Source organism: Anaerolentibacter hominis (assembly GCF_032380675.1).
Taxonomy (GTDB): domain Bacteria; phylum Bacillota; class Clostridia; order Lachnospirales; family Lachnospiraceae; genus Anaerolentibacter; species Anaerolentibacter hominis.
This window is the reverse complement of record NZ_JAWDIX010000001.1, coordinates 1,275,447-1,302,205: the sequence shown is the minus strand read 5'-3', so window position 1 is coordinate 1,302,205 and position 26,759 is coordinate 1,275,447. Positions and strand designations below refer to the sequence as shown.

Annotated in this window: 24 protein-coding genes and 1 other annotated feature; of the genes, 4 read left to right on the top strand and 20 right to left on the bottom strand. The window is 46.8% G+C overall.

Features of this window, described 5'->3' with window-relative positions; genetic code table 11:
- Positions 1 to 145: 145 nt before the first annotated feature.
- The 3 genes from ABCW47_RS06015 to ABCW47_RS06005 form a co-directional block, all read right to left on the bottom strand.
- Positions 146 to 1,144 (bottom strand): DUF4846 domain-containing protein, encoded by a 999-nt coding sequence (locus tag ABCW47_RS06015; RefSeq protein WP_343208950.1) that lies wholly within the window; start codon positions 1,142 to 1,144, stop codon positions 146 to 148.
- Positions 1,145 to 1,242: 98 nt separating this feature from the next.
- Positions 1,243 to 2,229: a 2-hydroxyacid dehydrogenase gene (locus ABCW47_RS06010; protein WP_343208949.1), complete on the bottom strand. Its 987-nt coding sequence runs from the start codon at positions 2,227 to 2,229 to the stop codon at positions 1,243 to 1,245.
- 330 nt (positions 2,230 to 2,559) lie between these two features.
- On the bottom strand, positions 2,560 to 3,216 hold the full coding sequence (locus ABCW47_RS06005; RefSeq protein WP_343208948.1) for an HAD family hydrolase: 657 nt from the start codon (positions 3,214 to 3,216) through the stop codon (positions 2,560 to 2,562).
- Between the two features lie 197 nt (positions 3,217 to 3,413).
- Between ABCW47_RS06005 and ABCW47_RS15125 the strand changes: the two genes are divergently transcribed.
- On the top strand, positions 3,414 to 3,677 hold the full coding sequence (locus ABCW47_RS15125) for a PF20097 family protein (protein WP_425516059.1): 264 nt from the start codon (positions 3,414 to 3,416) through the stop codon (positions 3,675 to 3,677).
- A 37-nt stretch (positions 3,678 to 3,714) separates the two neighbouring features.
- On the opposite strand, the gene ABCW47_RS06000 is transcribed toward ABCW47_RS15125, so the two are convergent.
- The 4 genes from ABCW47_RS06000 to ABCW47_RS05985 are packed head-to-tail and all read right to left on the bottom strand — an operon-like array spanning position 3,715 to position 7,960.
- Entirely contained in the window at positions 3,715 to 5,592 is a 1,878-nt protein-coding gene (locus ABCW47_RS06000; protein WP_343208947.1) for an EAL domain-containing protein, read from the bottom strand.
- A 46-nt stretch (positions 5,593 to 5,638) separates the two neighbouring features.
- A complete protein-coding gene (locus ABCW47_RS05995) occupies positions 5,639 to 6,433 on the bottom strand; it encodes an ABC transporter permease (RefSeq protein ID WP_343208946.1) in 795 nt (264 codons plus the stop codon).
- Positions 6,430 to 7,323 (bottom strand): ABC transporter ATP-binding protein, encoded by an 894-nt coding sequence (locus ABCW47_RS05990; protein WP_343208945.1) that lies wholly within the window; start codon positions 7,321 to 7,323, stop codon positions 6,430 to 6,432. Before ABCW47_RS05990 ends, ABCW47_RS05995 begins: the two co-directional genes overlap by 4 nt.
- Before the next feature lie 4 nt (positions 7,324 to 7,327).
- The gene (locus tag ABCW47_RS05985; RefSeq protein WP_343208944.1) at positions 7,328 to 7,960 is read right to left on the bottom strand and encodes a TetR/AcrR family transcriptional regulator; all 633 of its coding nucleotides are present in this window, start codon (positions 7,958 to 7,960) and stop codon (positions 7,328 to 7,330) included.
- Positions 7,961 to 8,185: 225 nt separating this feature from the next.
- Here ABCW47_RS05985 and ABCW47_RS05980 point away from each other — a divergent pair, with 225 nt between their 5' ends.
- Together ABCW47_RS05980 and ABCW47_RS05975 are read left to right on the top strand one after the other, a co-directional pair.
- On the top strand, positions 8,186 to 8,359 hold the full coding sequence (locus tag ABCW47_RS05980; protein WP_343208943.1) for a hypothetical protein: 174 nt from the start codon (positions 8,186 to 8,188) through the stop codon (positions 8,357 to 8,359).
- A 29-nt stretch (positions 8,360 to 8,388) separates the two neighbouring features.
- A complete protein-coding gene (locus tag ABCW47_RS05975; protein ID WP_343208942.1) occupies positions 8,389 to 8,634 on the top strand; it encodes a spore coat protein in 246 nt (81 codons plus the stop codon).
- Between the two features lie 247 nt (positions 8,635 to 8,881).
- Here the strand turns inward: ABCW47_RS05975 and bioD are convergent, their stop codons facing one another.
- Genes bioD through ABCW47_RS05960 form a run of 3 tightly spaced genes read right to left on the bottom strand, consistent with a single transcriptional unit; the run spans position 8,882 to position 11,096 of the window.
- Positions 8,882 to 9,565: a dethiobiotin synthase gene (gene bioD / locus ABCW47_RS05970; RefSeq protein WP_343208941.1), complete on the bottom strand. Its 684-nt coding sequence runs from the start codon at positions 9,563 to 9,565 to the stop codon at positions 8,882 to 8,884.
- Entirely contained in the window at positions 9,562 to 10,524 is a 963-nt protein-coding gene (gene bioB, locus ABCW47_RS05965; protein WP_343208940.1) for a biotin synthase BioB, read from the bottom strand. Before bioB ends, bioD begins: the two co-directional genes overlap by 4 nt.
- Complete coding sequence (locus ABCW47_RS05960; protein WP_343208939.1) at positions 10,521 to 11,096, bottom strand: biotin transporter BioY; 576 nt, start codon at positions 11,094 to 11,096, stop codon at positions 10,521 to 10,523. The genes bioB and ABCW47_RS05960 overlap by 4 nt, the downstream gene beginning before the upstream one ends.
- A gap of 169 nt (positions 11,097 to 11,265) precedes the next feature.
- Here ABCW47_RS05960 and ABCW47_RS05955 point away from each other — a divergent pair, with 169 nt between their 5' ends.
- Positions 11,266 to 11,694, top strand: a complete 429-nt coding sequence (locus ABCW47_RS05955; RefSeq protein ID WP_343208938.1) for a hypothetical protein — start codon at positions 11,266 to 11,268, stop codon at positions 11,692 to 11,694.
- Between the two features lie 105 nt (positions 11,695 to 11,799).
- On the opposite strand, the gene ABCW47_RS05950 is transcribed toward ABCW47_RS05955, so the two are convergent.
- The 10 genes from ABCW47_RS05950 to ABCW47_RS05905 all read right to left on the bottom strand — a co-directional run bounded on the left by ABCW47_RS05950 (position 11,800) and on the right by ABCW47_RS05905 (position 26,757).
- Positions 11,800 to 12,723 (bottom strand): GH25 family lysozyme, encoded by a 924-nt coding sequence (locus ABCW47_RS05950; protein ID WP_343208937.1) that lies wholly within the window; start codon positions 12,721 to 12,723, stop codon positions 11,800 to 11,802.
- 332 nt (positions 12,724 to 13,055) lie between these two features.
- Positions 13,056 to 14,261, bottom strand: coding sequence for a tyrosine--tRNA ligase (gene tyrS / locus ABCW47_RS05945; protein WP_343208936.1), 1,206 nt, complete (start codon positions 14,259 to 14,261; stop codon positions 13,056 to 13,058).
- Positions 14,262 to 14,754: 493 nt separating this feature from the next.
- Positions 14,755 to 15,022: a binding site (T-box leader), on the bottom strand.
- A gap of 126 nt (positions 15,023 to 15,148) precedes the next feature.
- Positions 15,149 to 16,045: a 4-hydroxy-tetrahydrodipicolinate synthase gene (gene dapA / locus ABCW47_RS05940; protein WP_343208935.1), complete on the bottom strand. Its 897-nt coding sequence runs from the start codon at positions 16,043 to 16,045 to the stop codon at positions 15,149 to 15,151.
- A 93-nt stretch (positions 16,046 to 16,138) separates the two neighbouring features.
- On the bottom strand, positions 16,139 to 16,474 hold the full coding sequence (locus tag ABCW47_RS05935; protein WP_343208934.1) for a hypothetical protein: 336 nt from the start codon (positions 16,472 to 16,474) through the stop codon (positions 16,139 to 16,141).
- Positions 16,475 to 16,839: 365 nt separating this feature from the next.
- Entirely contained in the window at positions 16,840 to 19,620 is a 2,781-nt protein-coding gene (locus ABCW47_RS05930) for an InlB B-repeat-containing protein (RefSeq protein WP_343208933.1), read from the bottom strand.
- Positions 19,621 to 20,106: 486 nt separating this feature from the next.
- The gene (locus ABCW47_RS05925; protein ID WP_343208932.1) at positions 20,107 to 20,943 is read right to left on the bottom strand and encodes a tyrosine-type recombinase/integrase; all 837 of its coding nucleotides are present in this window, start codon (positions 20,941 to 20,943) and stop codon (positions 20,107 to 20,109) included.
- 297 nt (positions 20,944 to 21,240) lie between these two features.
- On the bottom strand, positions 21,241 to 22,668 hold the full coding sequence (locus ABCW47_RS05920; protein WP_343208931.1) for an MATE family efflux transporter: 1,428 nt from the start codon (positions 22,666 to 22,668) through the stop codon (positions 21,241 to 21,243).
- Between the two features lie 173 nt (positions 22,669 to 22,841).
- Positions 22,842 to 23,726, bottom strand: a complete 885-nt coding sequence (locus ABCW47_RS05915; RefSeq protein WP_343208930.1) for a GGDEF domain-containing protein — start codon at positions 23,724 to 23,726, stop codon at positions 22,842 to 22,844.
- A gap of 175 nt (positions 23,727 to 23,901) precedes the next feature.
- A complete protein-coding gene (locus ABCW47_RS05910) occupies positions 23,902 to 25,038 on the bottom strand; it encodes a tyrosine-type recombinase/integrase (protein WP_343208929.1) in 1,137 nt (378 codons plus the stop codon).
- 390 nt (positions 25,039 to 25,428) lie between these two features.
- Complete coding sequence (locus ABCW47_RS05905) at positions 25,429 to 26,757, bottom strand: redoxin family protein (protein WP_343208928.1); 1,329 nt, start codon at positions 26,755 to 26,757, stop codon at positions 25,429 to 25,431.
- Between the last annotated feature and the right edge of the window lie 2 nt (positions 26,758 to 26,759).

The following is a 26,759-nucleotide window of genomic DNA, read 5'->3' as shown; positions in this document are numbered from 1 at the left end:
TGCCCTCTTATCCGACTGAAAGAAGGGGCAGTGCTGTTTGTCTCCTTCTTGAGTAAATTTCTTTCAGCCATTTCAACTTATTTTAACTCGTCCAGTCTATATTATGTCATAAGATTTTTTATTGCGCAACCGGATTTGCTCAGTGTTATAACCCGTCTTTCCATCTCATCAGGCTGTTTTCCGGGAACGTATATCCCGGTGTCAGCAGCGGATAACTGATTTCCGATGCATAATACCAGGGATCTTCTTCATGGGCCGGATTTTTTATAATATGAAACTCCTGAGCCGGCATAAAGCCCTGGGCCAGGAGAAAGGCTTTCTCCCCTTCCTCATTTTCCGCCATATCCGCCGCCAGAACACAGTGTCCGGGACTTCCGCCTTTTAAAAACAGATCTCCCGCCTGAATTTCATCCAGCCCTATTCCAGCACATTCTCCTTCCAGCGACAAGGTTCCTGCATAGGCAAACACCATATTCATATAGTCCAGAAAGCTTTCATAGGAGGAATCGGCACCGGCGCGTTTTACCATGCTTGTTTTATTTCCATCTACATTCAGGCGGTAACCCTCTCTCCACTGGGTATACTTCATCAAAAATCCATTCATCAGATGAAACGCAATCTGATCATAGGCCTCCCGTTCCAGATAATATTCCCCGTAAATTCTCATAATAGAATCCGCACACTGCTGCAGATCCCGTTCCGACAGGCTCAAGTCGAACACCGCCGCATGCCCGGACTGATTCCCCTTCTCTTCTTTATTATAGAGCAGCACCGGACTGCCATCCGGTTTGAGAGTAAAATCTCTCATAAACTCCAAAAAGGAGCCTTCTTCTGCCTGGATACGCGTAAATCCCTCCGGCTCCGGAAATCGTTCTCCCAATGATATCCCCTCTGGATTTACTGCATAGGAAACAGCCGGCTCCGGTTCCGCTTCCTCATCCGTTGGTTTTTGCACTTCTTCCTTATGTAGTGCGGGTTGCCCCGGGGAAGATACCAGGTCGATATCTTCCCGTTCATTTTTGGAACATCCGGACAGCATAGCCGCAAGGATACAGATAAAACAAAAGGCCATGATATAACGTTTCAGCATACCCTTTTTGCCCCATCTTGTTGTTTTCTGTCTCTTTTCTATTTTACTTTCCATTTTTATACCCGTTCCTTTCCCGTTTTGAGTTCTTCCCAAAACGGGAATAGGCCCAAATACGTACAGTTGAAAGATTTCTTTCAACCTTTATCGCTCCTTTACTTATTCCACTGAACTTCATTCACCAACTCGCTTCCCTCTTCCACTGCCCTGGCGTTTTCCAGGGTAACCAGAGCGATGGCGCGGGTTGCCTCCTCTGTAAAAAAGCCCTGATGTGACGTAATCAGTACATTGGGGAACGACATCAGCCTGGCCAGCACATCATCCTCCACCACATCATTGGAATGGTCTTCATAGAACAGGTCTTCTTCCTCCTCGTAGACATCCAGACCCACACCGGCAAATTTCTTCTCCTTGAGCGCCTCAATCAAATCTTCCGAGTTCACCAGCGCTCCTCTGGATGTGTTGATCAGATAAACGCCATCCTTCATACCCGCAATGCTGTCCCGGTTAATAATGTGCTGCGTCTCCTTTGTAAGCGGACAATGGAGCGTGATCACATCGGAGCGGGACATCAGTTCCTCTAAAGAAACATATTCCACATTCAGATCCGGGTTGGGGTAGATATCGTAGGCCAGAATCTTCATCCCAAACCCATTTAATATGCGGATCATCGCCTGTCCGATTTTACCGGTTCCGATCACACCCGCTGTTTTCTGATATAAATTCTCACCCATCAGACCCAGAATACTCATATTGAAATCTCTGGTCCGGATATAGGCCCTGTGGGTCTTGCGGTTTACGGTCAGAAGCATTGCCATAGCAAATTCCGCAACCGCCTCAGGTGAGTAGCTGGGCACCCTTAAGACCGGCAGTTTTCCTTTGGCCGCCTTGATATCCACATGATTGTAGCCGGCAGACCGAAGCAGCAGCGCCTTTACACCCATTTCGCACATTTGATCCACGAGCTCTGCCGTCACCTTGTCATTCACAAAAACACAGACCGCGTCGCATCCCTTCGCCGCATAGATTGACCTTAGGGTAAGAGCACTTTCGATAAAGCGGATCTCATACCCATATTCTTTGGACAGCGGTTCAAACCATTTTTTATCATATTCCTTTGTACTGTAAAATGCTATTTCCATAACAGACCTCCATCTGGCCCAAGCCTTTGTTCGATTTGGTTCCTCTGGTTAGTCTGTACAAAAATACCAATCCTTATAAGTATAATTGCCGAAAGAAATATAAGCCTGCCAGGGAAGCAGGCTTCCCAGAGCGGGCTTATATTTTATCATGGAAGTAGATAAGACTCCCACCTCTATAAGTGGTGAGTAAATAACAAATTCGTCTTGGTGGGAGTTAGGTCTCCTTCCAAGATAAAGCCTCCGGCGGATTGCAGAGCCGCACAGATGTATTATGTCATGCAAAGCATGACGTGCGGCTCGCAGCAAGTACGCCGAGGCGTACTTGAAAGTTTATTTTACTATGTCAAGAATATCCTGAACGGTACCGGCAATATAGGTAGCGCCATTTTCAGAAAGCTCCTTAAAATCTCTGAATCCCCATAGTACACCGACCGTATCCATACCTGCATTTTTGCCGGTTACCATATCCGTCTTTGAATCGCCTATGTATAACACTTCTTCCGGCTTTAATCCCATCAGTCCTGCAATCTCCAGCGCTGCTGCAGGATCAGGCTTCTTGGGTATTCCTTCCCGCTCGCCGAATATTTCCACAAATGGTATACGGCAGAAAAACTTATGGATCAGATCGTTCGTATAATCTGTCCGTTTATTGGAGTTTACTCCTACCTGTATATTTCGTGCAGCCAGTTCATCCAGCATCCTGTCGATCCCCTCGTAGGGCGCTGTTTTATTCATATAATTCTTATCATAAATTGACAAGAACTTTTCCAAAGCCTCATCAATCAGCTTGTCATCCCAGAGGCCTTCCGGAAAACTATTCTCCAGCAGATTGCGGAATCCCTTTCCAATCTTTAATTTATACTGATCATACGTAAATCCCGGATAATCGTACTCGTCCAGAACCGCATTTACACTGTCCGAGAGATCCGCTATGGTATTCAGCAGCGTCCCGTCCAGATCAAAGATAATTCCCTTATATTTTTTCATGCTCTTTTCCTCCCCAGTCAGGGATACCCGCCGGAATCTGTTCTTGTTCCAGCTGTATCTCATGTAAAAAGTATAGCACAGTATCCCGCTGTAGTACAAGGGAAAAGACATGGTCTCTCTTCCCTGACTTCCTGGCCCGGACTTCCTGTCTTTTATTGCGCAGCCGGTCTTTTCATGGTATAATTTATATAATTGGAATGATTCCGTCGGGAGGTGATCTTATGTTATGTCCGTATTGCGGAGCCGAATTAGAAAGCGGCACATTGAGAAGCAGAGGTGGAAATTATTTTCTCCCTGAAGGTGTATCTCCGTGTAAAATCTCGTTCTATACGGAGAAATTTATCAGGAAAGCAAATGCTGTTGCTCTGCCGCCCTCGCCGTACGACGTATCTGCGCAGCCGGAGTGGCCGGCCGCCCACTGCTGCCGCAGCTGTAAAAAAATAATAATAGACTATGAATAAGGCAGTCCGGACCCGGACTGCCTTTTCTGTATATTTTCTATTTACAATCAACATCGTCATACTGCAAAAAGAGATTATAGTCAGCCATTGAAATTGGTTTGGCAAAATAATAGCCCTGTACGATCCGGCAGCCGATCTGTTTTAAAAAGTCCACCTGTTCCCTGATCTCCACCCCTTCGCACACCACGGTGATACCTAGCTCCGCCGCCATATCCACAATGCAGCGGATGATTGTGCGAGTACGCCGGGAATCGATCCCTTCTCTGATAAATTCCCGATCCAGTTTTAATACATCAATCGGGATCTCCCGCAGTAAATTCAGCGATGAATAACCGGAGCCGAAATCATCCATTGAAATAGAGAAGCCGGATCTCTTCAGCTGATTCAATATTCTTACGGTTCTCTGACTGTTCCGGATGAAAGTACTCTCCGTCACCTCCAGTTCAATCAGAGCGGGCGGAATATGGTAATAATTTACGATCCCTATCAACCGCTTCAGATAATCCGGCGTGTGCAGCGTAATTCTGGACTGGTTTACCGCTATGGGAAGCACAGGTTTGCCGCTATACATCCGTTCCGCCAGATCTGCACAAATTTCATCCAGAATATAAAAATCCATCCGGTCAATAATATTCCGTTTCTCACAGGCAGGTATAAACCAATCCGGCCCCTGTATTCCATGCCCCGGTCTCTCCCATCTCACCAGCGCCTCCGCCTTTACATACTTCTGGCTGACAAGATCGTACTGAGGCTGAAAATAAACCTGGAACTCTCCGCGCTCAAATGCCCGGTTCAGATCATGCTCCAGCTGCTGTTCTTCCCGCAGCGCCTTCTCAAATTTCTCTCCATACTGGATGACGCAGCTGCCGGTCTGCTGCTTGGCATATTTCTGAGCGGTAATCGTCTGGTCGATCAGCCTGTTGATTCCCAGATCCCGGTTCTTTTCATTAATAATGACATAGCCGGCCGCAATTTCAGGGATAAAATTACTCCGGTTCAGTTCCGGAATATCCAGGATCTGCCTCATAATATTTTGAAATTTACGTTTCAGGCCTCCGGTGCCGCTGCACTTCGCAAAAACCGCAAACGTATCCCCCATCACTCTGGTGAAGAATTCTCCCTCTTCCAGGTCGGTCTTTAGAATCCTGGCCATCTTCTTTAAAACAACATCCCCTACTTCGAAGCCGTATTGATCGTTGATATGCTTAAATCGTTTCAGGTCGCCATAGCAGAGCAGATGGTTGACGGAACGCTCTGTCCGAAGCAGATCCCCGGCCAGCAGCCGGAACCGGTCATAATTCACGTTCTCCGTCAGCGGGTCCATGAAACTGCCGAAATTGGCCTCCGGGTAATCCCTGGACAGATCCAGGGCCGTATCAAAAATCACATGACGCTTATGATCAAAATACGAAGCAAATACCAGGGCACGGTCGGCTCTTGTAAAGAGATCATCGAACGAATTGCCATGCTTCGGTGACAGCGCCACACCCACGCCGGTTTTAACGGATACGATACCAGAGTTCTCAACCGGAATATCCTGACCGGTCTTTAACAAGGTTTCCGCCTTTGCCTCCACAGCGTCCATATCCTGTGCCCTGGGAAGAAATACCATAAACTTGGTGCCGCCGAACCGGGCAAGCCAGGCGCTGCTTCCCTTAAAGAGAGCCTGTAACCGTTCCGCCGCCGTGCGCAGGATCATGTCTCCGGTCCTGTGTCCATAGAGATCATTGAGCAATTTAAAGTTAATCAGGTCTACAATATAAAAAGCATGCAGCTGTCCTACGGCTCCCCGGTTCGTTTCAAAAAAGAAGTCCGTTCTTTCCGCAAAGGCTCTATATTGATAAAGGCCGGTTAATCCATCCAGTTCAGATATTGCATTGCTCTTATTCAAGTCCATATTCACTCCCGGTATCATGTGCAAATTTCCTTTTTTCTATGTACCCCATAATACCAGAAATACCCTATAGTGACAAATCTTTTCTGCAGAAGATACGGATAGCCAGCCCATAAAGTAGAATGCCCAAAACTGCCAATATTATCACACTAACCCAGTTTATGCCCTCGCCGATAATTCGCATCGGTTCAAACAGGGTAAACAGCGTGGCATACTTTAAATTTTCCAGTTTGCCTCCCATATTCGCCAGCATCTGCACCAGATAAAACAGTACCGGGATACCGGCGCCGAACAGATGATAATACCGGCTGTCACTGCTGGCGCAGGCGGCCAGAAAACAAATTCCGCTGAGAGAGAACTGAAGCAGGAACAGACAGACATTCAATTTCAGCAGTTCATAAACCGCAAGTTCTCCGGGGAAAGCAATCTGGCTGGTCAGAATCATAAACAGGGTGGAAAATCCCAGCAATACCAGCTCAAAGATCCAAACCACCGCTGCCTGGGTAACAATAATTTTTCTTCTGCTGTTTTTTGTAGATAAGAGGTAGGCCATGGAGCCTCTGTCCACATACCGCACTACCAGCTTATTGATCAGCAGTATTTCAAATACCAGCGGAAAGATCAGCAGGAGCGCACCGTAAAGATAATTGGCCAGAAATTCGATAAGGGTACCTCCCGCATTTGCCATACCGAACATAGCCATAAGCTCCGGCATGGCCTCCGTAAACTGGTCCAGGGAACTGCCCAGCGCCGGATCAAACATATACAGGATGACCGCCTGATAGAGCGCCAGAACACCCGCAAAGATCAGGCAGAGTTTATAGTTGGACTTCCATTCTTTTTTAAGCAGCGTCAGATTCATTTGCCAGGTACCTCCTCACTGTAAAAGTTCAAGAACAGCTCCTCCAGGCTTTCTTTTCCGGATTCCAGGCCATTGATGGGATACTCGCAGGCCCGTGCAAGAAACGGTTTCAGATTGTGGTGAGTGGTGATCAGAAGGTGGGTCGCATCCACCGGTTTCATCACAAAGTCTTCCTTCCGGAATGCCATACAGGCCTCCTCCGTCTCAAAGGAGAGTATGTACTGACGGCTTCTTGCCTTTTTCAGCTTCTTCATTTCTTCTGTGGCGATCAGCCTGCCGTTTTTGATCATCGCCATCCGATCACAGGTTCTCTCGATTTCTTCAAAAATATGTGAGGACAAAAATATGGTCCTGCCTGCCTTTTTTTCTTCCAGTATCAGCTCGATAAACCGGTTCTGCATCAAAGGGTCCAGACCGCTGGAAGGCTCATCCAGAATCAGTATCTCCGGCTCATCCATAAAGGCGCAGACCAACCCGATCTTCTGTTTCATTCCTTTTGACATTTTCCGTATTCTTCCGGAAGGGTCCAGATCAAAGCGTTCGATCAGATCATGCATGCGCTTTCTTTCCTTCATCCCCTTTAGTTTGGCCATAAATTCCAGAAATTCCCTGCCTCTCATTTCATCCATAAAGGCAATTTCTCCCGGAAGATAGCCGACAATTTCTTTAATTTCGGCACTTTCTGAAAAGCAGTCCATGCCTCTGATCCGGCTGCTGCCGCTCAGGGGTTTAATAAAGCCCATCAGCTGACGGATCGTCGTCGTCTTGCCCGCTCCATTCGGACCTAAAAATCCAAACACCTCGCCTTTTTTCACCGAAAGGGTAAGGTCAAACACGCCTTTCTCCGGACCATATGATTTTGTCAGGCCATTCAGTTCAATTTCATTCAAGAATTTAAACCTCCTTTTTATATGTTAACGTTTTTAATAAATCCAAAACCTGATTGAAGTCGTCCGCAATCTTTTGTACGTTTCCGTCAAAACTGCGCATCCGCTCCCGCATCATTCCGTCCGCGCACCAGATAATCGTATCCAGGAGAAGGGGTACATCCACGTCCGTCCTGAATTTCTCACGGTCGATCTTTTCTAGTACATTTGCTTTGCTGCGTCCAATCAAATCGTTGTTCTGATTTCCCAGTTCCGTTACAATCTCCGGGTCCTCTTCATAGTAAGCTGCCGCTATGAACTCAAATAAGTAAGGATGCTTTTCCATCGCTCTTACCTTTATTTTCTGCGACTGTTTCAGCATGTCAAACAGGTCTCCCCCGTCTGTTCTCAGTCCTCCTCCCTTCTGAAGCTCCTGTATCATCAGATTTAAGGCATACCCATAGAGAAACAGATAGAGCGTTTTTTTATTTTTAAAATAATGAAATATAAGAGCCTTGGAGATTCCGGCATGGCCGGCGATTTCTTCTGTGGAAGTTTTTCGGTATCCGAAAATCGCAAATGCCTTCATTGCGCCGTTTAAAATAGCATTCTGCCGCGCCGCCGGAAGATCAAAAAATTTCTTATTTATATTAGGTAACATTCTTATTTTACCTCCTTTTTTCAGTATACATTTATTGACCGATTCGGTCAACACTTTTCTAAGTAATGCCACAATTAGTAATATTTAAAGCCGTGCTTTTATCACATATTTTGAGCCGTAAATCCGCAGAATATATAACACGGATCGAAAATAAAACAGACGAAAACAACTGGTTTGGGGACTGTTTTCATCTGATTAGCAGGTCCCGGAAAGGATGGAGAAAAAATGAGTCCAAAAGAATTAGAATATGTAAAAGATGCTCTGGGTCATGAGGAATTTATTAAAACGGAATGTTGCAACTGCGGCCAGAAATTAACCGATTCTGAATTAAAACAGCTGGCGGATCAGATGTCCACAAAGCATCAGGAATTATTCGGCAAATTTTATAATCTGGTTTAAGAAAACCAAAGAAGAAAGGAAGGGATACCATGGAAGACAAAAATACAATGATGAATCTTCTGAACAACACAAAAGGATTATGTGATCTGTATATGCACGGAACGATCGAATCCGGCACAGAAAACGTAAGATGTACCTTTAAAGAAGCACTGGATGAAACATTAAAAATGCAGGACGATATCTACAAGAAAATGAAAGCAAAAGGCTGGTATCAGTCAGAACAGGCTGAACAGCAGAAAATGGATCAGGTTAAACAGAGCTTTTCCATGAAGTAACACCTCCCGTTACTCTGGAAGCCTACAATATATGATAAAAAAAAGAAGTCCAGGCTGCGGCCAGGACTTCTTTTTTATCTTCAAGTACGCCTCGGCGTACTTGCTGCGAGCCGCACGTCATGCTTTGCATGACATAATACATCTGTGCGGCTCTGCAATCCGCCGGAGGCTTTATCTTGGAAGGGGACTGGGCTCCCACCAAGACGAATTTGTTATTTACTCACCTCCTATAGAGGGGGAGTCTCATCTACTTCCATGATGAATATAAGTTCTTCCATTCATCCGCACCGGTCTGCGGCACTCCATTTTCCCCGCACGGTATAACAGGTACTCTCAGATGGTTTGATAACCATCGCTGATTTTCCCTGCAGATTGGATCACCCTTTACAAAGCGGTTTAGAATTACAGCTTTTAGTACTATCCCTTTCGCTGCCATACTCTCTGCCGTAAGCATAATATGGTTCAGTGTGCCAAGACCCGCGTCGGCGACCAGACATACCGGCAGTTTCATAGCCTGAATCACATCGGTGAGCAGCAGCTCTCTCCCATCATCTTCCCACAGAGGGCAATATAAGCCTCCGCACCCCTCCACGGTCAGCCAGTCAAATTCTTTACATTTCTCCCTGAAATCTTCCAGAATCTTCTCCAGCCCTATTTCTTCCTGTTCCATTCTGGCCGACAGATGAGGGGAGGCAGCAAACTCCAGGCAGTAAGAGACGTAATCCTCCGGTTTGCCGGGCAGTCCCGCTGTTTTTACAACATATTCCGCGTCTCCCGGCACCCTGCGTCCATCCCGGTTCTCCGCCCCGCTGAGCACCGGCTTATAATAGCCCGCCTGCTCTCCTGCATCGCGAAGAAGTTTTATCAGCTGACCCGTTATATAAGTCTTGCCCACGTCGGTTCCTGTCCCGGCGATAAATATTCCGCTCATTTGTTTTCCCTCCCGGTTTCAAAACCCAGCTCCTTCACCATATGAATATCTTCCATCGTACGAATCCCCGCGGTAGTCAGCATGTCGCCCGATATCATAGCATTGACCCCTGCCCGGACAGCCAAACGTCCCTTATCGGCAAGCAGCGTCCGTCCGCCTGCCAGTCGAATGGTCTTATCTTTTAAGATCAGCCGGAACAGCGCCGCAGTCCTTACTATCTCTTCCTCGGAGAGGGACGGCTGCCCGGCAAGGGGCGTGCCCGGTATGGGATTCAGTATGTTAAGGGGAATGGAATCGGCCCGTATTTCCTTCAGGGTAAAGGCCAGATCAATTCTGTCCTCAAAAGATTCCCCCAAACCAATGATTCCGCCGCTGCAGATACTCATTCCGGCCTTCTGTGCCGCCGCTATGGTATCTTTCTTGTCCTGGTAGGTATGGGTGGTACAGATGGAAGGGAAAAAGCTTTCTGATGTCTCCATGTTACAGTGATAGCGGGTGATTCCCGCCTCATACAGTTTTTTTAGCTGGTTATATTTTAGCAGACCATTGGAGGAGCACAGAGAAAGTGTCGTATTCTGCTTCAGCGTCCGTACGATACCGCACAGCTTATCGGTCTCGCAGTCCGAGAGGGTTCGTCCCGATGTAACAATGGAAAACCTCTCCACACCGGCCTTTTCATTGGAGACGGCGCACGCTGACACCTCCTCCGCTGAGAGCATGTCATAACATTCTGTATCGGACGGATAATGGGCAGACTGGGCACAGTAACGGCAATCCTCCGAGCATTTGCCGCTTTTGCTATTGATGATCGTACATAGTTCAAAGTGGCTGCCGCAGAAACGGGACCGGACTTCGCCGGCGGCACAGACAAGTGTTCCAGTATCTTCCTCCAGCAATGAGAGCGCCTGTTCTTTTGACAGCCCCGCTTCGGCTGCCTCTATAATCGAATTTTCCCTCATATTCCCCTCCTGATAACTGGTCTGAGCCGGACGCCCAAAAGGGAGGCCAGAATACAGAGTACAATATCTCCCGGCAGATCCAGCGGAAAACAGGAAAGCAGCACAACCGACCAGGGTGTTGGCGTATCCATATAACTATTTAAAATGATATATTTATACACCAGGCCCACCCCATAGCAGATAAGAAGTCCGGCAAAAGCCGCAGTCAGGCAGCCGGCGGTTCCTTTCAGAGATGTCCGTTCCAGAATAAATCCGGTTACAAAGGCAGCCAGAATAAAGCCCAGAAGATAGCCGAAGCTGGGCCGAAACACATAACTGATCCCTCCCCCTGCTGCAAAGATGGGAACTCCGGCCAGTCCCAGCAGCACATAGACCGCCGTCGAGATTGCCCCAAGCTTTGCTCCCAGCAGCATGCCGGCCATCAGCACAAAGAAAAACTGCAGTGTAAAATAATCCATATTCGGCACGGGTATCTGAATAAAAGCTCCAATTGCAGTCAGAGCGGTAAACAGTGCACACAGAACCAGTTCTTTTGTTTTAAATCCAGATTTTGTTAACGTTTTTTCTTTCATATCCCTCTCCTTTCTGCTATCCAGAATAGTCAAACTTTATCATTTTGTCAACTATTATATTATTATAAGTTTACAATATTCGGATAAATATGAGTATACTGCACATACTAACGTATGAAAAACTAATGAGCAAATGGCATAAAACGGTGATTCGGAAGGAGAAGATATTGTGAATGGAAATACTGAATTATTAAATTATATTTATCAAAACTCCCAGATGGGCGTGCTTACCATCTCACAGCTGCTGGAGATTGTAACCGATAAAGAATTTCAGACAGTTTTGAAAGAACAGTTAAGAGAGTATAAAATATTTCACCACAAATCCAAGGAACTGCTGAACCAGCACGGACTGGACGAAAAAGGGCTGAGCAGAATGGAGAAGGTCAGAACGAATTTTATGATTGATATCCAGACAATGAATGATAAGTCCAGCAATCATATCGCGGAAATGATGATGACCGGCAGCACAATGGGTATTATTAACGCCCTGCGCAACAGCCGCAAATATAAAGATGCAGAAAAAAACATTTTAGATCTGATGAAAAACCTGCTCCATATGGAAGAAAAGAATTTTGAAGAGCTGAAAAAATTTGTTTGACGAACAAAATGCAGGGCCGAAGGCCCTGCATCTCATTACTTCAGTTCTTCATTATTCATTATTCACTATTCGCTATTCATTCTTCATTATCCTACTATTATCCCATTAATATTCCAGTCTTTGCCCCGGATAAATCAGATCAGGATTCTTGATTTTGTTGATTCCTGTCAGCCGTGCTTCGGATACACCCAGCTTCCGGGCGATTCCCCAGATTGTATCGCCTGACTTTACTCTGTAATATCTTCTTCTGACCTTTTTGACCGGTATTTTTAATATTGTTCCCGGATAAATCAGGTTCGGGTTGGACAGATGGTTCTCTTTCGCTATCTTTGCCACTGTAGTATGGTACTTTGCGGCGATTCGTGAGAGGGTGTCCCCGCTCTTCACGACATAATATACCACATGTTTTTTCTTTGAGGGAAGTTTTCCTTTCTCTTCCTCCCTGAGATAAATCTGATCCTTAAACCAGTCCAGGTCCACATTCTCCCCTCCGATTCCGTCGATCCTTCCCTTATCGGAATATTGCCAGCCGGCCCAGTCCTTCCAGCGGATATCGGAAGAAGGCCTCCTGACGCCGTATTGAGCAATCCAGAGCGGATATTTCGTCAGAGTTTCATCAAAGGTATGCGCTGCATTATACTGATCGCTGTATACCGCCATTGATTTTTTGCTCAGGTTTCCGGCTGTTTTAATAAATTCCTCAGCGATTTCATTTATTTCGCGCCTGTTCAGCGTACCAAAGCTTTCGAAGTCCATGGCAAGCGCACAATCCGGATCAGTTTCCCGCAGAACGGAAACAAAAAATCTCGCCTGTGCTCTGGCCTGCTCCTTACTCCGTGCGGTCACAAAATGATAAAATCCCACCTTAAGGCCATGCTTTTTCGCCTCTTTATAATTTCTCCTGAACTGGGGGTCCGTATAGTCACTTCCCAGGCTGGAGCGGATATAAACCACCTTAATACCGGCTCTTGCCACCCTGGCAAAATTAATTTTTCCCTGCCAGCTGCTTACATCGATTCCTCGATCCATTTTCCTGCCCTCCTTTTTACCATCCATGGAAAGGAGCTATGCTAGTATTTATGATCCTCCTGACAACAGATGGTATTAACAATATATGTGAATATTGAAAAAAGGTTAGGACGAGTTGGAGCAGAAAATTCAAGTACGCCTCGGCGTACTTGCTGCGAGCCGCACGTCATGCTTTGCATGACATAATACATCTGTGCGGCTCTGCAATCCGCCGGAGGCTTTATCTTGAAAGGAGACTGGGCTCCCACCAAGACGAATTTGTTATTTACTCACCACCTATAGAGGGGGAGTCTTATCTACTTCCATGATAAATAAGGTTATATCTGGTGATATTATTTTATAATGCGTACAAATTTCTTCTTGCCGATCCGCAGCACATCTCCCTGAGCAAGCACCCAGTCCAGGTCCCCCTGCTGCTCTCCGTTGATGCGGACGCCGCCCTGTTTTAACAGTCTCCTGAATTCGCTCCCGGAAGGCACCAATCCATTTTTGACAAGAAGGGGAATAATATCAATAAGACGGTCATTGTCATCCGCGATCACCAAATCCGGTATATCATCCGGGATTTCCTTCCGTGAGAACGCGGTATCATAAAATTCTTTCGCCTTCCTAGTCTCTTCCTCCGTATGGTACAAAGAAGTAATAATCTCAGCGAGTGCGTATTTTACATCCCTCGGATTCTTCCCCTCTTCCAGTTCTTTTCTTATTTCAGCAATCCGGTCCGGATGCTCATCGGTAGCCAGTTCAAAGTATTTCAGGATCAGCTCATCCGGTACCTCCATAACTTTTTTAAACATTACCGGTGCCTCCTCCTGAACCCCGATATAGTTGCCCAGGCTTTTGCTCATCTTCTCCACGCCGTCCAGGCCCTCCAGAATCGGCATAAACATGGCTATCTGCTGTTCCTTCCCAAGGTTTTTCTGCAGCGTGCGTCCCATGAGGATATTAAAGGTCTGATCCGTACCGCCCAGCTCCACATCCGCATCTATCGCAATGGAATCATAAGCCTGCATGAGGGGATAGAAAAATTCATGCAGACCGATGGGGCTGTTCTGCTTATACCGCTTCATAAAATCGTCTCTTTCCAGAATCCGGGCTACCGTCGTTGTCATAGCCAGCCGGATCACTTCCTCAAAATTCAGTTCAGAAAGCCATTCACTGTTGAAGCGGACTTCTGTTTTCTCCCGGTCCAGTACCTTAAAAATCTGTGTCTGATAGGTATGGGCATTTTCCATAACCTGCTCTTTTGTCAGAGCCGCACGCCCTTTGGATTTGCCGGTCGGATCTCCGATTCGTCCTGTAAAATCCCCGATAATAATAACCGCTCTGTGTCCAAGGTCCTGCATCTGGCGGATTTTCCTCAGGACAACCGCGTGGCCCAGGTGAATATCCGGCGCGCTTGGGTCCAGCCCCAGCTTGATGGTGAGAGGCCGCCCGGTTTCCAGACTGCGGGTCAGCTTTTTCTCAAGCTCCTCCCGATTTACCAAAGTGTCCACTCCTTTTGTAATGATCTTCATTTGTTCTTGTACGCTAATCATGCAATTATACTTCCTTTCTTGGTCTTTTTTCTTTAATCCTGCAAGATCTATAGAGTGGAGAGACAACTTTCGTTCCAGGAGCCAACGGGACGGTTTTATCAGCTTTAGCGTTAAAGCCGGTCTTATCAGCTTTCTTGCGTTAAAGTCGGTTGCTACGTGCTTCGCACTCCCGCAACCGCTACGTAAATTCGTAATTCGGGCTATCGCCCTTCTTACTCATTTCCGTTAAAGCCCATCAAATGTCTGGTCGTCTGCCCAGGCAAGCCTGTGCAAACTCCCAGCCGCTTGATGGTTTTATCAGCTTTCTTGCGTTAAAGTCGGTTGCTACGTGCTTCGCACTCCCGCAACCGCTACGTAAATTCGTAATTCGGGCTATCGCCCTTCTTACTCATTTCCGCTTGCCGGTCAAATGTCTGACTGTCTGTACAGGCAAGCCTGCACATTCAGTCAGCCACTTGACCGGCTTTAACGCAAAAAAAAGAGCCCCCGTCCTGAAAAGGACGGGAGCCATATCCCGTGTTACCACCTTTTTTCACGGACAACTCACATTGTCCGACTCCTCAAGTACGGCCTGTTACAGCGATACTCCAGCACGATAACGGGTGCGAGGGCTTCCCCTCTTCCGTCGCAGCCTACTTACATTACCTGTTCGGTGCGAAGCTCCAAGATGTATTCACAATCTGCTTCTCCTGCGCCTCTCATCTGCCGGCTGCTTTCTGTTGGCTCCACATATTGCTACTTCTTCTCTTCGTTGCTTTTCTCATTCCAAACGAAATGAATCAGTCCGGAATCATACACTTATACTCCGAAGGCCGGATGCCTTCTTCGTTATGCAAAATTAAATTGATCAAATTATAGCCTTCCTGCGCCGCCTTTGTCAACCCCTTTTATGAAAGTGTTTTCAGTCCATATTGTTCCAGTACATTTCTTAATTTTTCCGCTCCGGCTTTCTCCATGCTGCAAAGAGGCAGTCTCACCGTGTTTTCAGTGATCCCAAGCAGATGCAGCGCTTCTTTAACCGGTATGGGGTTTACATCGGAAAAAAGAGCTTTAATTAATGCCATATAATATGTCTGCAGCCGCAGGCTTTCTTTCTGTTCCCCCTGAAAAAAGCTTGCACAGAGTCGGTGTACTTCCTCCGGCAGTATGTTTGCAAGAACAGAGATCACCCCTTTGCCGCCCAGTGAGAGCAGTGCGGTTACCTGATCGTCATTTCCGGAGTAAAGATCCAGTCTGTCCCCGCAAAGTGCCGCAGTCTCAGCTATCTGTGCAAAATTGCCTCCGGCCTCCTTTACTGCCTGAATCTGTTCAATATGACTCAGTTTTTCGTATGTCTCCGGCAGAATGTTAAGACCTGTTCTGGAAGGGATATTATATAAAATGATAGGCAGATCCACTGCCCTGGCACAGGCCTCAAAGTGAAGGTACAAGCCTCTCTGCGACGTTTTATTGTAGTAGGGTGTTACCAGCAAAAGTGCGTCCGCTCCGGCTTTCTGGGCATTTCGTGACAGCACCTGTGCATGTCTGGTACAGTTGCTGCCTGCGCCTGCAATAACCGGAACCCTTCCTCTGGTCTGATCCGCCACAAAACGAATCAATTCCATATGCTCTTCTTCCGTAAGTGTGGAACCCTCTCCGGTTGTGCCGGCCGCAATAATCGCATCTGTATGGTGAGAAATCTGATACTCAATCATCTTTTCCAGACTATCATAATCTATGGTGTAATCCGGTTTCATAGGCGTGACAATCGCGACGCCGGAACCCTTAAATATCGTTTTTTTCATTGTTCTACCCTAGCGTCGATGGGCTGCGACGCTGCCTTTTCCTTATATGTAATCTATTCAAAAGTACATGTCCATGTGTTTTTCAGACCGCCGCTATTCTCTCAGAATTTTCGCGATCAGGTTACCTGGCTTTCCCTCCCTGCTCTCAATAATGATTTTCTTTGAACGGATACCATCCTCCAGCAGTATAACCCTGGCCACCTCCATATTACCGGCCGTTACGGCAACAGCATATACGTTTCCCTGAAAGTTACGCCGGATATAGGAAGATATTGCATGCAGTTTACTCAAATCTTTTCTTTCCTCCTGACTAAGACAAGGGCATAAAATGTGGTACTGCCGGGACAGTTCCCTGTACAATGACTCATCCTTATTATCAATCAGCAGTACGCCCGGATTCGTCTTTACACCATATTCTTTGATTTGCATACTATAGCCTCCTCTTTTTGAATTAAGTCTAATTATATACATGCCGCAGAAAAATGCGATCAATATGCTATTAAGAAAACCGGACCGGTATAAGAATTGTATAAAGCTTCCCCCTGTACGTTCTCCGCCATTTCAAGTACGCCTTGGCGTACTTGCTGCGAGCCGCACGTCATGCTTTGCATGACATTATACATCTGTGCGGCTCTGCAATCCGCCGGAGGCTTTATCTTGGAAGGAGACTGGGCTCCCATAAGACGAATTTGTTATTTACTCACCACCTATTAAGGTGGGAGTCTTATCTGCTTCCAGAATAAAATGGCGTGGATACCCCAAGGCTCCACGCCGTTTTTTCGTTATACTTATTCTCAGTTTATCTTTTTCCGATATACCATGTGCAGCGTCACCGCGCCGAGTAAAGAAATACCCCCAAGTAAGATCCAGAAAAGCAGGTTGTCATGATCACCGGTCTGAGGATTTTTCTTATCCATATGATCCCCTTCTGTATTTTTCTCATTGCCGGTCAGACCGGAATTATCTTTGGCAGCGTCCTCTCTGGCCGGGTCTGTTTTTCCTGGACGTTCTATACCAGAGCCATCTCTATCAGTCACATCCGGATCAGTGCTGTCCTTACCGGAACCATTCGTATCAGGATCATTTTTATCCGTACCATTCTGTCCGGGAGTCTCCTGACCTGGATTACCATCCTCCTGTTCCCACTGAGCGATATAAATAACACTGCCCCTGACGGTGTTGTCTGGTACGGGGCTCCATCCCTTAAAATGGTAGCCATCCCTCTCCGGTGTACCCTGGAACGCCGGTGTTGCCGTTCCATAGACGAGTCCGCCATAGATCTGATCCTTAAAAACCTCCTCATCTTCAACACCGTCTGTATAGGTGACCGTGTAGGTAACCGGGATGATAACGCTTCCCTGATTTTTCGTATAAGAATTGGTGAAGGTCATAAACTCAAATTCCTTATTGCTATCCTTGTCGGATAAAAATCGAAATGCGGCGGGTACTCCGCTGTCATCGTGTGCTTCTGGAATTACAGTCCACACAGTATCGTCGTATTTCCACCCGCCTGTCCCGCTGTTCACTTCGGAAATCAAAATTCCATCGGATAAAAACACAGCATCGTTCCGATCTGCTGTAACAAGTATCGTTCCTTCATAAGTTCCCGCTCCATTGGTTTCAATCCGATTGCCGCTAATGGTCAGTAGAGCCTGGTTAAATCCTATATCATTAAAGGCCGGTATCGTAACATTGAACTGGAAGGTTTCGGCGCCTGGCGCCTGAGTGCCTTCCTGAATGACCGTCTTCTGGAACGGAATCCGGAATGTGACTGTATCAGGATTCTGACTTCCGGCGGCTTTGTAGCTGTTCCTCATTCCGTGCCAGTCGGTATCAGCATTCCCGTTCTCATTCCATTCCTTTACGGGCATCGATGCCGTTATGGAGGCCGTATCGTTTAGCTCCCCGGAAATCAGTGAAGTCACTTCGCAGGTATAGCCGGCGATATCATAATTATGTTCTGTTAAAGTAACTGTCGTCGTATAATCTTCAAAATCGGCCGCAGTCTTTCCGCTCCCGTCAAAATCAAACTGATAATCAGGGATCATCAGATCGCTTACTGTCCATTCAATTACTGTAGCCTTCTTCACAGCTGCATTGGAAAGGGTCAGTGTGCCTGTTTTATCAATTCCCGCGGCTTTATTTACTACATGATAATCCATCGAGTAGTTCTCCGGAAGATTTTCACTGGTAAGCGTACATCCTATCGGATTGATTTCCTTTCTAACGCCAAACTGGTACTCTCCTTTTCTCTCCGGCACAAGGCTGGTCTCATCTTTCTGGAACACAGTCTCACTGTCGGCTTCATTTGATGCAGATATTCCGTTAATCTGATAGTTGGATATATTCACATGGTTAAACAGACGTTCCGCATTTTTACGTGATTGGTCTTTTACATCTTCCAGGTTGGTCGTATAGGCAACAGTCAGCGTCACGCTGCCGCCGCCGGGGATCGTGACATTGGCGTTCGTGCTGCTGCCTGTCCAGATGATGCCCCCTCCTGTTACCGTATATTTTCCAGGCTTAACATATGAATTTCCAGTGCCGCCTTCATCGTTGTAGCACATGGATTCTCCCAGAGATATTGTCTTGTCAGAACGATCGGGATTCGTGATGACAATATCCCATTTGACGGTATCTCCCAGCTGATAATATACTTTGCCGCTGCTGTCCTTCGCTGCCTGGAATTCTGCAGGTGAAACAAAATTTCGTGCTCCTATCTGCGTGACATGCTTTTCAACGGTCAGGTTCTGTTCGGTGTCTGTATTCTTTTCCCATAGTGCATACAATACGAGAGACGGACTGGAGGCAGTAATGATTCCTGTAATTTGATTTCCAGCCTTATAGGTATTCCCTGACCCATCCCTCTTCGTATTCCAACCCTTAAATGTATATCCCTGGCAGTCCGGAACCGCAGAGGATACAGCCGGAGACCAGGATGTCTCTGTCGTTTTCAGCGTCTGGGGGTTGGGATCGGGCATATTCGTGACAGTTCCGTCCGCAGGTGTATTGGCGTCGTAGGATAAACTGTAGCTATTGACAGCAGGCGCTGCTTCCCTGTAAACCAGGTAAAAGTTGTACTGTGCATCATAGATGTCTTTTTTGCCCACTATGGTACAGTCTATGTAGAAGGAATCACTCGTTGAGGCTGTAAATGTGCCGTTATACCTGTTATTCCAGTAGCTGTAGCATGACCAGCCGGCCCAGTTTTCTGTGCTTAATCCGTTATTAGAGGGATGAAACCATTTCAGCGGCATAAAATGATTACCGCTGGAATGGCTGCTTCTGTCAACACAGTACTCCTGACGGCTGCCCACATTCTCCGCTGCATATCTTCCATCTGCCTTAAGTGTAACCTTGACAATATTGACTCTGATCAGATGGCCGGTTCCATATCCTCTGTCATTCAATCTGCTGGGGCCGCCTGTTCCGGAAGTGCTCCCGGCTGCTTTCAGAGCCGGTGTATTTTTGAATTCCTGTTTTTCTGACGCAGACGCCATTCCTGGAGCCGCAGTCATAAGCATGACCGCAGCCAACAGCAAAGCCAGACATTTCACATAGTTTATTCGTTTCATATATTTTCCCTTCCTCCTATATTGGCTGTTTCAAGCTGAACTATTAACAGCCGTTGTTGCCTGCAGCAGGAATCTCGAAGGGATATGTCTCCGGCGGTATATTAAAGTGAATGCTTTTGTATCGTTTGAAACTGCAGCCTCCTTTCTCTGCAGTACTTTCCGGTCCTTTCGATACCACGGAATAATCCTTCTGTGGTACTTGTTTACTGATAAACACTCATAAAGCAGTGTAGAAATAAAAAAGAGACAGGGATTTCGACAATCCGCTGTCTCTCATATGCACTCGAAAAAAGCCTGCAGCAAGGGAGAACGGTTACAGGCTTTTTCAGCATGAAAAGAATATGACATTTAGTTGTTTTCTATTGTAATTTCAGTCCTTTTAAACTATAATATATGTATCTGTAACACGCCTGTACAGCGCGGATCAGACAGGGATTTACCACGGAAGGATTACTCCGTGGTTTTTATTTTATCCTGGTATACTTTTTATAAAATCAGTTTCATTTTATTTATGGTGCGTTCGTGGGCTGCCGCACTGACAGCAACATAGATTCTGGTCGTTTCAATCCGGCTGTGACCCAGTACGTCCGCCAGATGGGAAAGATTTTTCTCCACTGCATAGAACGTCCGTGCAAACAGATGGCGCAGGTTGTGGGGGAATACTTTTCGGGGATCAACATTTGCGGTGCTGCACAGCTTTTTCATATCATGGCATATGTTGGAACGGTCCATCGGCCTGCCGCTCTTAGTCCGAAAAAGGAGTCCGCCGGTGATCCCCTGTCCCGCCGCATAGTGGATCAGTCTTCTTCGCAGTTCTTTCGGCAATAAAACAGTCCTGGTCTTGCCCTTCATGCTGATCTCGGCACGCCCTGCTTCCGCCGCCTCTAACGTGATATACGACAGTTCTCCAATCCGAATGCCTGTACTGCACACCGTAAGCATGAGCAGATGCAGCCGCTCATTTCCCCGGCTTTGCGCTGCCGTCAGCAGCCGTTTGTATTCGGTCTGAGATAGTTCCCTCGATTCTTCTAGAAAGGCCTGGCGCTGGACTTTCAGCAGCTTTATCTTACGATCAGGATGTCCGCAGAATTCCAGATAATTGTTGATCGCCGACAGTCTTGCATTTACCGTCTTTGCCTTCCTGTTTTTTTGCAGATAGTCACTGTATTCCAGAAGCTTATGCTTCGTCATCTCCCGCCCTGCCAGATACCCGGCCAGCTGTTTTACCGCATGCACATATTTAACTATCGTGGCTCTGGATTTTTCGTCGATATACATGCTGTCTTCAAAGGCCCGTATACTTTTTTCTGTGATCATATTCATAAAAACAACCTCCTTCTGATATCTTCCCCTCAATTTTAATAAGTATTAGTGAAAGGCTGAGAAGGTTTTATGATTACAAGACCTTTCCGACGTAACGAAAAAGCTCCATGTGATATCATTCATCACATGGAGCTGGCATTTCATTCTTTCAATTTTACAGAAATCCGGCTGCGGGCACAAATGGTTATTTTAGTTCGTACATCTGAGGGGTTAACCGTTCCAGGGGAATCCCGCACCGGACTTCATTTCCACAGTCTCCGCATCTGTTTTTATACGGCTTTCTAGAACAAAGTGTGGTCAGCTTAGCTGACTATCTCCTTTCACGCGAGTGTGCATCCCGCCGGAATAGCTTTCCTCAAGAAGCCTCATCTTCTTCATCTCGCCAAGGACCAGTATCACCGCGGTTATCGCTGCCATACCGTCCGCAATGGGCCCGGCAAACATAACCCCGTCGATGCCAAAGAACACCGGCAGGCATAAAATCAGCGGCAGAAGGAAAATAATCTGCCTCGTCAGAGAAAGAATCACACCTTTAAATGCTTTTCCGATGGAGGTAAAGAAAGAAGAACTGACGATCTGCAGACCGTTAATAAATACCAGCATCAGATAGATGCGGAAATACCGGGCCGCAAACACATAGTACAGCTCGTCCCCATCGCCGAATATACGGATTATCTGTCTCGGGAACAGCTGAAAACACAAAAATCCCAGAGTAAAAATTCCGGTAACCACCAAGATTCCCAGACGATACGTATCCTTTACGCGTTTATAATTTTTGGCCCCATAATTGAATCCTACAATCGGCTGGCTGCCCTGGGCAATGCCGATACCGAAAGCCATCAATATCATATTTACCTTGCCGATGATGCCGGAGACAGCCAGGGGTATTTCCCTGCCGTAAACCGATTGTGCGCCGTAGTGGGTCATGGTATTATTCATGGCTATCTGCACTACCATCATGGCAATCTGATTAAAACCGGAGGAAGCCCCCAGCGCACAGATCGATATACTCTGTTTTTTGCGGATTCGGAAACAATCTCTGGTGAACTTCCCGGTACGAAAGCCGGTCAGATATTTCAGCGCGATCAGACAGGAAACCACCTGTCCGATTACAGTTGCCCAGGCTGCTCCTGCAATGCCCCAGTGAAATACAAAGATGAAAAGAGGGTCCAGAATCGTATTAATAATCGCACCGGTCACCATACAGACCATCGAATATTTGGGCGATCCGTCCGCCCTGATCAAGTTGCAGGTACCGCTGCACAAAATCAAAAAAGGGAATCCAAACGAAGTGATACCCGTATAGGTCAGCGCATAGGGAAGCACCAGCTCCGTTGAGCCAAAGGCCAGCATAAGCGGATTTAGAAAAATCCGGATCAGTACACACAGAGCCACTCCGCACACAGCCAGCAGACTAAGAGTATTACCCCCGATCTTCATAGCCTTGTCCCGATTGCCGGCCCCCAGTTCCAGATTAAAATTCGAAGCTCCTCCTACCCCCAGAAGCAGTGCAATTGACATACTGATTGTGGTTAGGGGCAGCGCTACATTCGTCGCCGCATTTCCCAGCAGCCCTACTCCCTGCCCGATAAAAATCTGGTCCACTATATTATACAGAGCGCTGACTAACATGGAAATCACACTGGGGATTCCAAATCGCGCCAGCAGGACGCCTATTTTATCCCTTCCCAGGGGATTGGAAACTTCTGCCTGTTGTACGTTCATATGTACCCTTCTTTCTTCTTCCAAATATGTATCCGGCGGACATGTGCCCGCTTGTACACCCTTAATATTATTAAGTATAGCCGTTAAAGAATGAAAAATCAAACAGCAAACACCCGGTTCTGCCTATAAGGAAAGGCAGGTGCATAACATGCAGCGCTGCCTTTCCGAGAGAACTATAAAGTTGAACGTTTCCTTTGTTTGATCCGGTACATATCCTGGTCAGCGCGCTCCATCAGGCTTCGGAACTCTTCTTTCCCCTCTGTTCGGGCCATGCCGATACTGACCTCGATTGAAAATGTTTTCTTTTCCTTTATAAAAACATGTTCCTTCAGCTGCCGCTCCAGTCCCTTGCAGACCTGAGATGCTTCCTCCCATTCCATCTGATAGAATACAAGCAGAAACTCATCCCCGCCGATTCTAGCCGACCATCCTGCCCTCTTCCGGGTACTTTCTTTCATCTGTTCAACCACGTACAGAATGACGTCATCCCCCATGAGATGTCCGTAACAGTCGTTCACCATTTTAAAATCATCAATATCCAGGAGAGCAATGGTGATATCGCGTGTACAGTTTTCCAGCTCCCGTTTTAATCTAACCTGGGCGTAATCTTTATTGTACAGTCTCGTAAAGCTGTCTCTGATTGCCAGCTCATTGAGTCCGTCGATCCATTCTATAATATCCTGCGCCTGATAAGGCCCGTCTGAGATGTGAAGAGAACCGCTTACATCCTGAATCAGCTCCGCCGTCCGGACTGCTCCGCCAAGCTCAATCGGAACAGAAGCAACCAGGTATACTCTTCCATCCGAAAATTCCAGTTTAAACATGGGGTGCTTCTGTTCTAGTACTTTCTTTCCCGGGCAGTTCCTGCACATTTCCTCTTTTCTCCAGTACTCATAACATTTCTGTTCCAGCCGGATGATTTCGCCGTCTTTATAGTCATAACAGTCGCCTGTTTCCGGATCTACCAGCAGATAACATTCGAAAAGAAGTGTATGATCAAGCATTTCCTTCAATTTTACATCCATCTTTTTCATGGATATCATTTTGGTTTCTTCCATTCTTTCTCCATTCCTATTTCGCTGAAATCTTTACCTGGCTGTTAAATTCCTGAATATTGTACAAAATAGTATCAGGAAGACGGCTTGCATTTTTCGCAAAATACTTCATTTTACGACAGTCTGAAAAAGATAGAGCGACAGGCCTTTTATAACGGTCTGACGGCGTCTGGACGGCCTAAACGGCTCTTTCTCCAGGAGCTTCTTCCAGATTCGGACCTGGAAACCGGTTCATAGCCTCCCGTTTAAACTGATCGGTACTGTGTGCGTAGAACTGTAATGTGATGTTGGCAGAGCTGTGACCCAGAAGATCCCGGATCAGTTCCAGATGAAATCCGTATTCCAGACATCTGGTTGCAAAGGTATGTCTCAGCGTATGAAAATGTACATCTGCCAGGCCGGCTCTTTGTACCAGCGTACAAAAGCGGCTCTGAATACTCCGGGGATCTGGCATCCGTCCGTCCTTGCCAAACAGAAAATCCGTTCCCTCCGCCTTTTCTGGTCTGGCATCCCTGAGCAGGTTGGTCAGGGATGCGGGTATTGGTATACTTCTCCGGGAATGTCTCGTCTTCGGCTCTCCAAGCCTGAGGGCGGTTTTTTCTGGCCCGCCGAACTGACTGATCCGCAGGATTGTATGGTTGACAAAAATTGTGCCGGTATTCAGATCTACGTCCTGCCACTGCAGAGCCGCCACTTCCCCTACACGAAGGCCTGTATACAGAGCCACAAGTACCTCATAGCGTTTTTTCTCCAGGGCGATTCTCTCCAGCCTGTTCTGTTCCTCTCTAGTCAAATAACGAGGGCTGTTCTGATCCCATTTCTTTCTGACAGGGGTAAACAGCGGCAGTTTCTCCAGGCGGCCTTCCTCTACAGCAGTTTTTAACACAGATTTGAGAAGCCGTAATGTGGCTGCTTCTGCCGCCGCTCCCGGATTCACCTCTTCCAGTCTGGAACGGATAAGGTGAATGGATGCCGTATTGATCTCTTCCAGAGGCATCTGCCCGATATAGGGAATCAGATGTTTCTCAATCAATCCCCGGTAAACCCCATAGGTGGAATCTTTCCACTGCGGTCTTCCGTTTTCAAGCCAGAGCCAGAGCCACTCTCCGGCTGTTAACCCGTCCGTATTTCTGTACTCCCTCTTCTCTATTTCCATCTGTGCTTTGACGCAGAGAAGCTTTTTTTTCACTTCCGTATATTTTTTTCCATAAACATAACCGAAACAAGTTGTCCCATTTTCTCTTTTCCCCTTAACATACCGTCCCTCAAAACGTCCGTCTTTTCTCTGATAAATATTTTCACCATGCCGTGCCATATACACTCTACTCCTTCTGTTTTTTTCTTGGTTGCTTCGCCGCCGTAATAGTATAAATTCTGACGGCCCGGCTGACGGCTTAAATGATGAATGCTTTACCCCGGAATTCCCCTCTGATCCTTAAGTCCAGCCCCATAAGGCATAAAAAACAATGGATAGCTGAAATATTTATATCAGATTGGAAATACAGATAAAAAGCATGTCGATTATTGACAACCATGCCTTCTTTTACTATCATAAAATAGAAAAATAAAAATCATTTTCATAAAATGAAGTATTTTATGTAATCTTTTAAGTGAAAAAAACGGCGGCATACAGGTGTACTTATCGTACTGCCTGCATACCGCCGTTTTATTCCTGTCAAACAGATCCGCTTGCCGGGATATTCGTCTAAGGTCTTTTCCCCTCGATTGTCTGTTTGATAATTTCCTGCATCATACTCTTTGTCAGTGTTCCTGTAATGTAGCCGAATACATTGCCGTCCGTATCAATCATAAATGTGGTAGGAAATGCATTTACATTGTACTTATAAAGAAATTCTCCCGTCATATCCATAACCGTCGGATACGTGTACTCATTTTCTGTAAGAAATTCTTTCACTTCATCCAGTGAAACATCCTGCTGCTTCGGAGAATCCTCAGACTTGGGGTTCGCGACACCCAGTATAATCACATCTTCCCCGTTTTCCCTGTATTCTTCATACAGCTCCTGGATATCCGGCATCTCCTGCCTGCACGGCCCGCACCAGGTCGCCCAGAAGTTTAAAAATACAACTTTGCCTTTATAATCAGAGAGCGTATGTTCTTCGCCATATTGATCGGTAAGAGTAAAATCAGGTGCCGGAATTTTCTCATCCTCTTCTTCCTTATCCTCCGAAGAAGGTTCTCCCTGTTCATCCGATCCGGGAACCGGCTGATCTTCGCCATCCTGCTCCGGATTCTCTCCCGGCGTCTTCTCACCTGTCTGCGCCGTCTTGCTGCTGTCTGGCTGATCCGCTCTGGATAGATAGCTGGTAATGCCATTCATCCAGCCGGTCCACATCATGATTCCCATGAGAATCATCAGCACACCGCCGGCCTTGACCGTGTACTTAACGACCTTTTGATGTTTCCGGAAGAAATCCAGCAGAGATCCGGTAAAGAGTCCCACAGCCAGAAACGGAATGACAAAACCAAGTGTATATACGCCAATCAGTCCGAATCCTGCTGCTGATGAGCCTGCGGAAGAAGCCATAAGAAGCACGCTGCCCAGCGCCGGCCCCACACAAGGTGTCCATGCAAAGCTGAACGTAAAGCCCAGAACAAGAGCCACAAGCGGATTCATCGCCAGCTTTCCCATCTGGAAAGGCAGGCGGCGTTCCCTGTTCAAAACCTTTGAACCAAAAAATCCCAGCTGATACAGGCCGAACAGTATTACAATGATTGCGCCGATACGGGCAAAAAGCACCTTGTTGCCGCCGAAGAAACGACCGGCTGCCGTAAATCCCAGTCCCAGCAGAAAGAATGCAAAACTTACGCCTATTACAAAAAAGAGCGTATTGAGCATTACCTTTTTCTTTTCATACCGGACAGTCCCGTCTTCGTCTACCGTTCTGGTCCCCCCTGCCAGATAACCGATATAAAGTGGTACAAGGGGCAATACGCAAGGTGAAAAAAAGCTCAGTATTCCCTGCAAAAATACAGTTAGTATCGGAACACTGGTTCCTAGTGAAAGTCCCATAA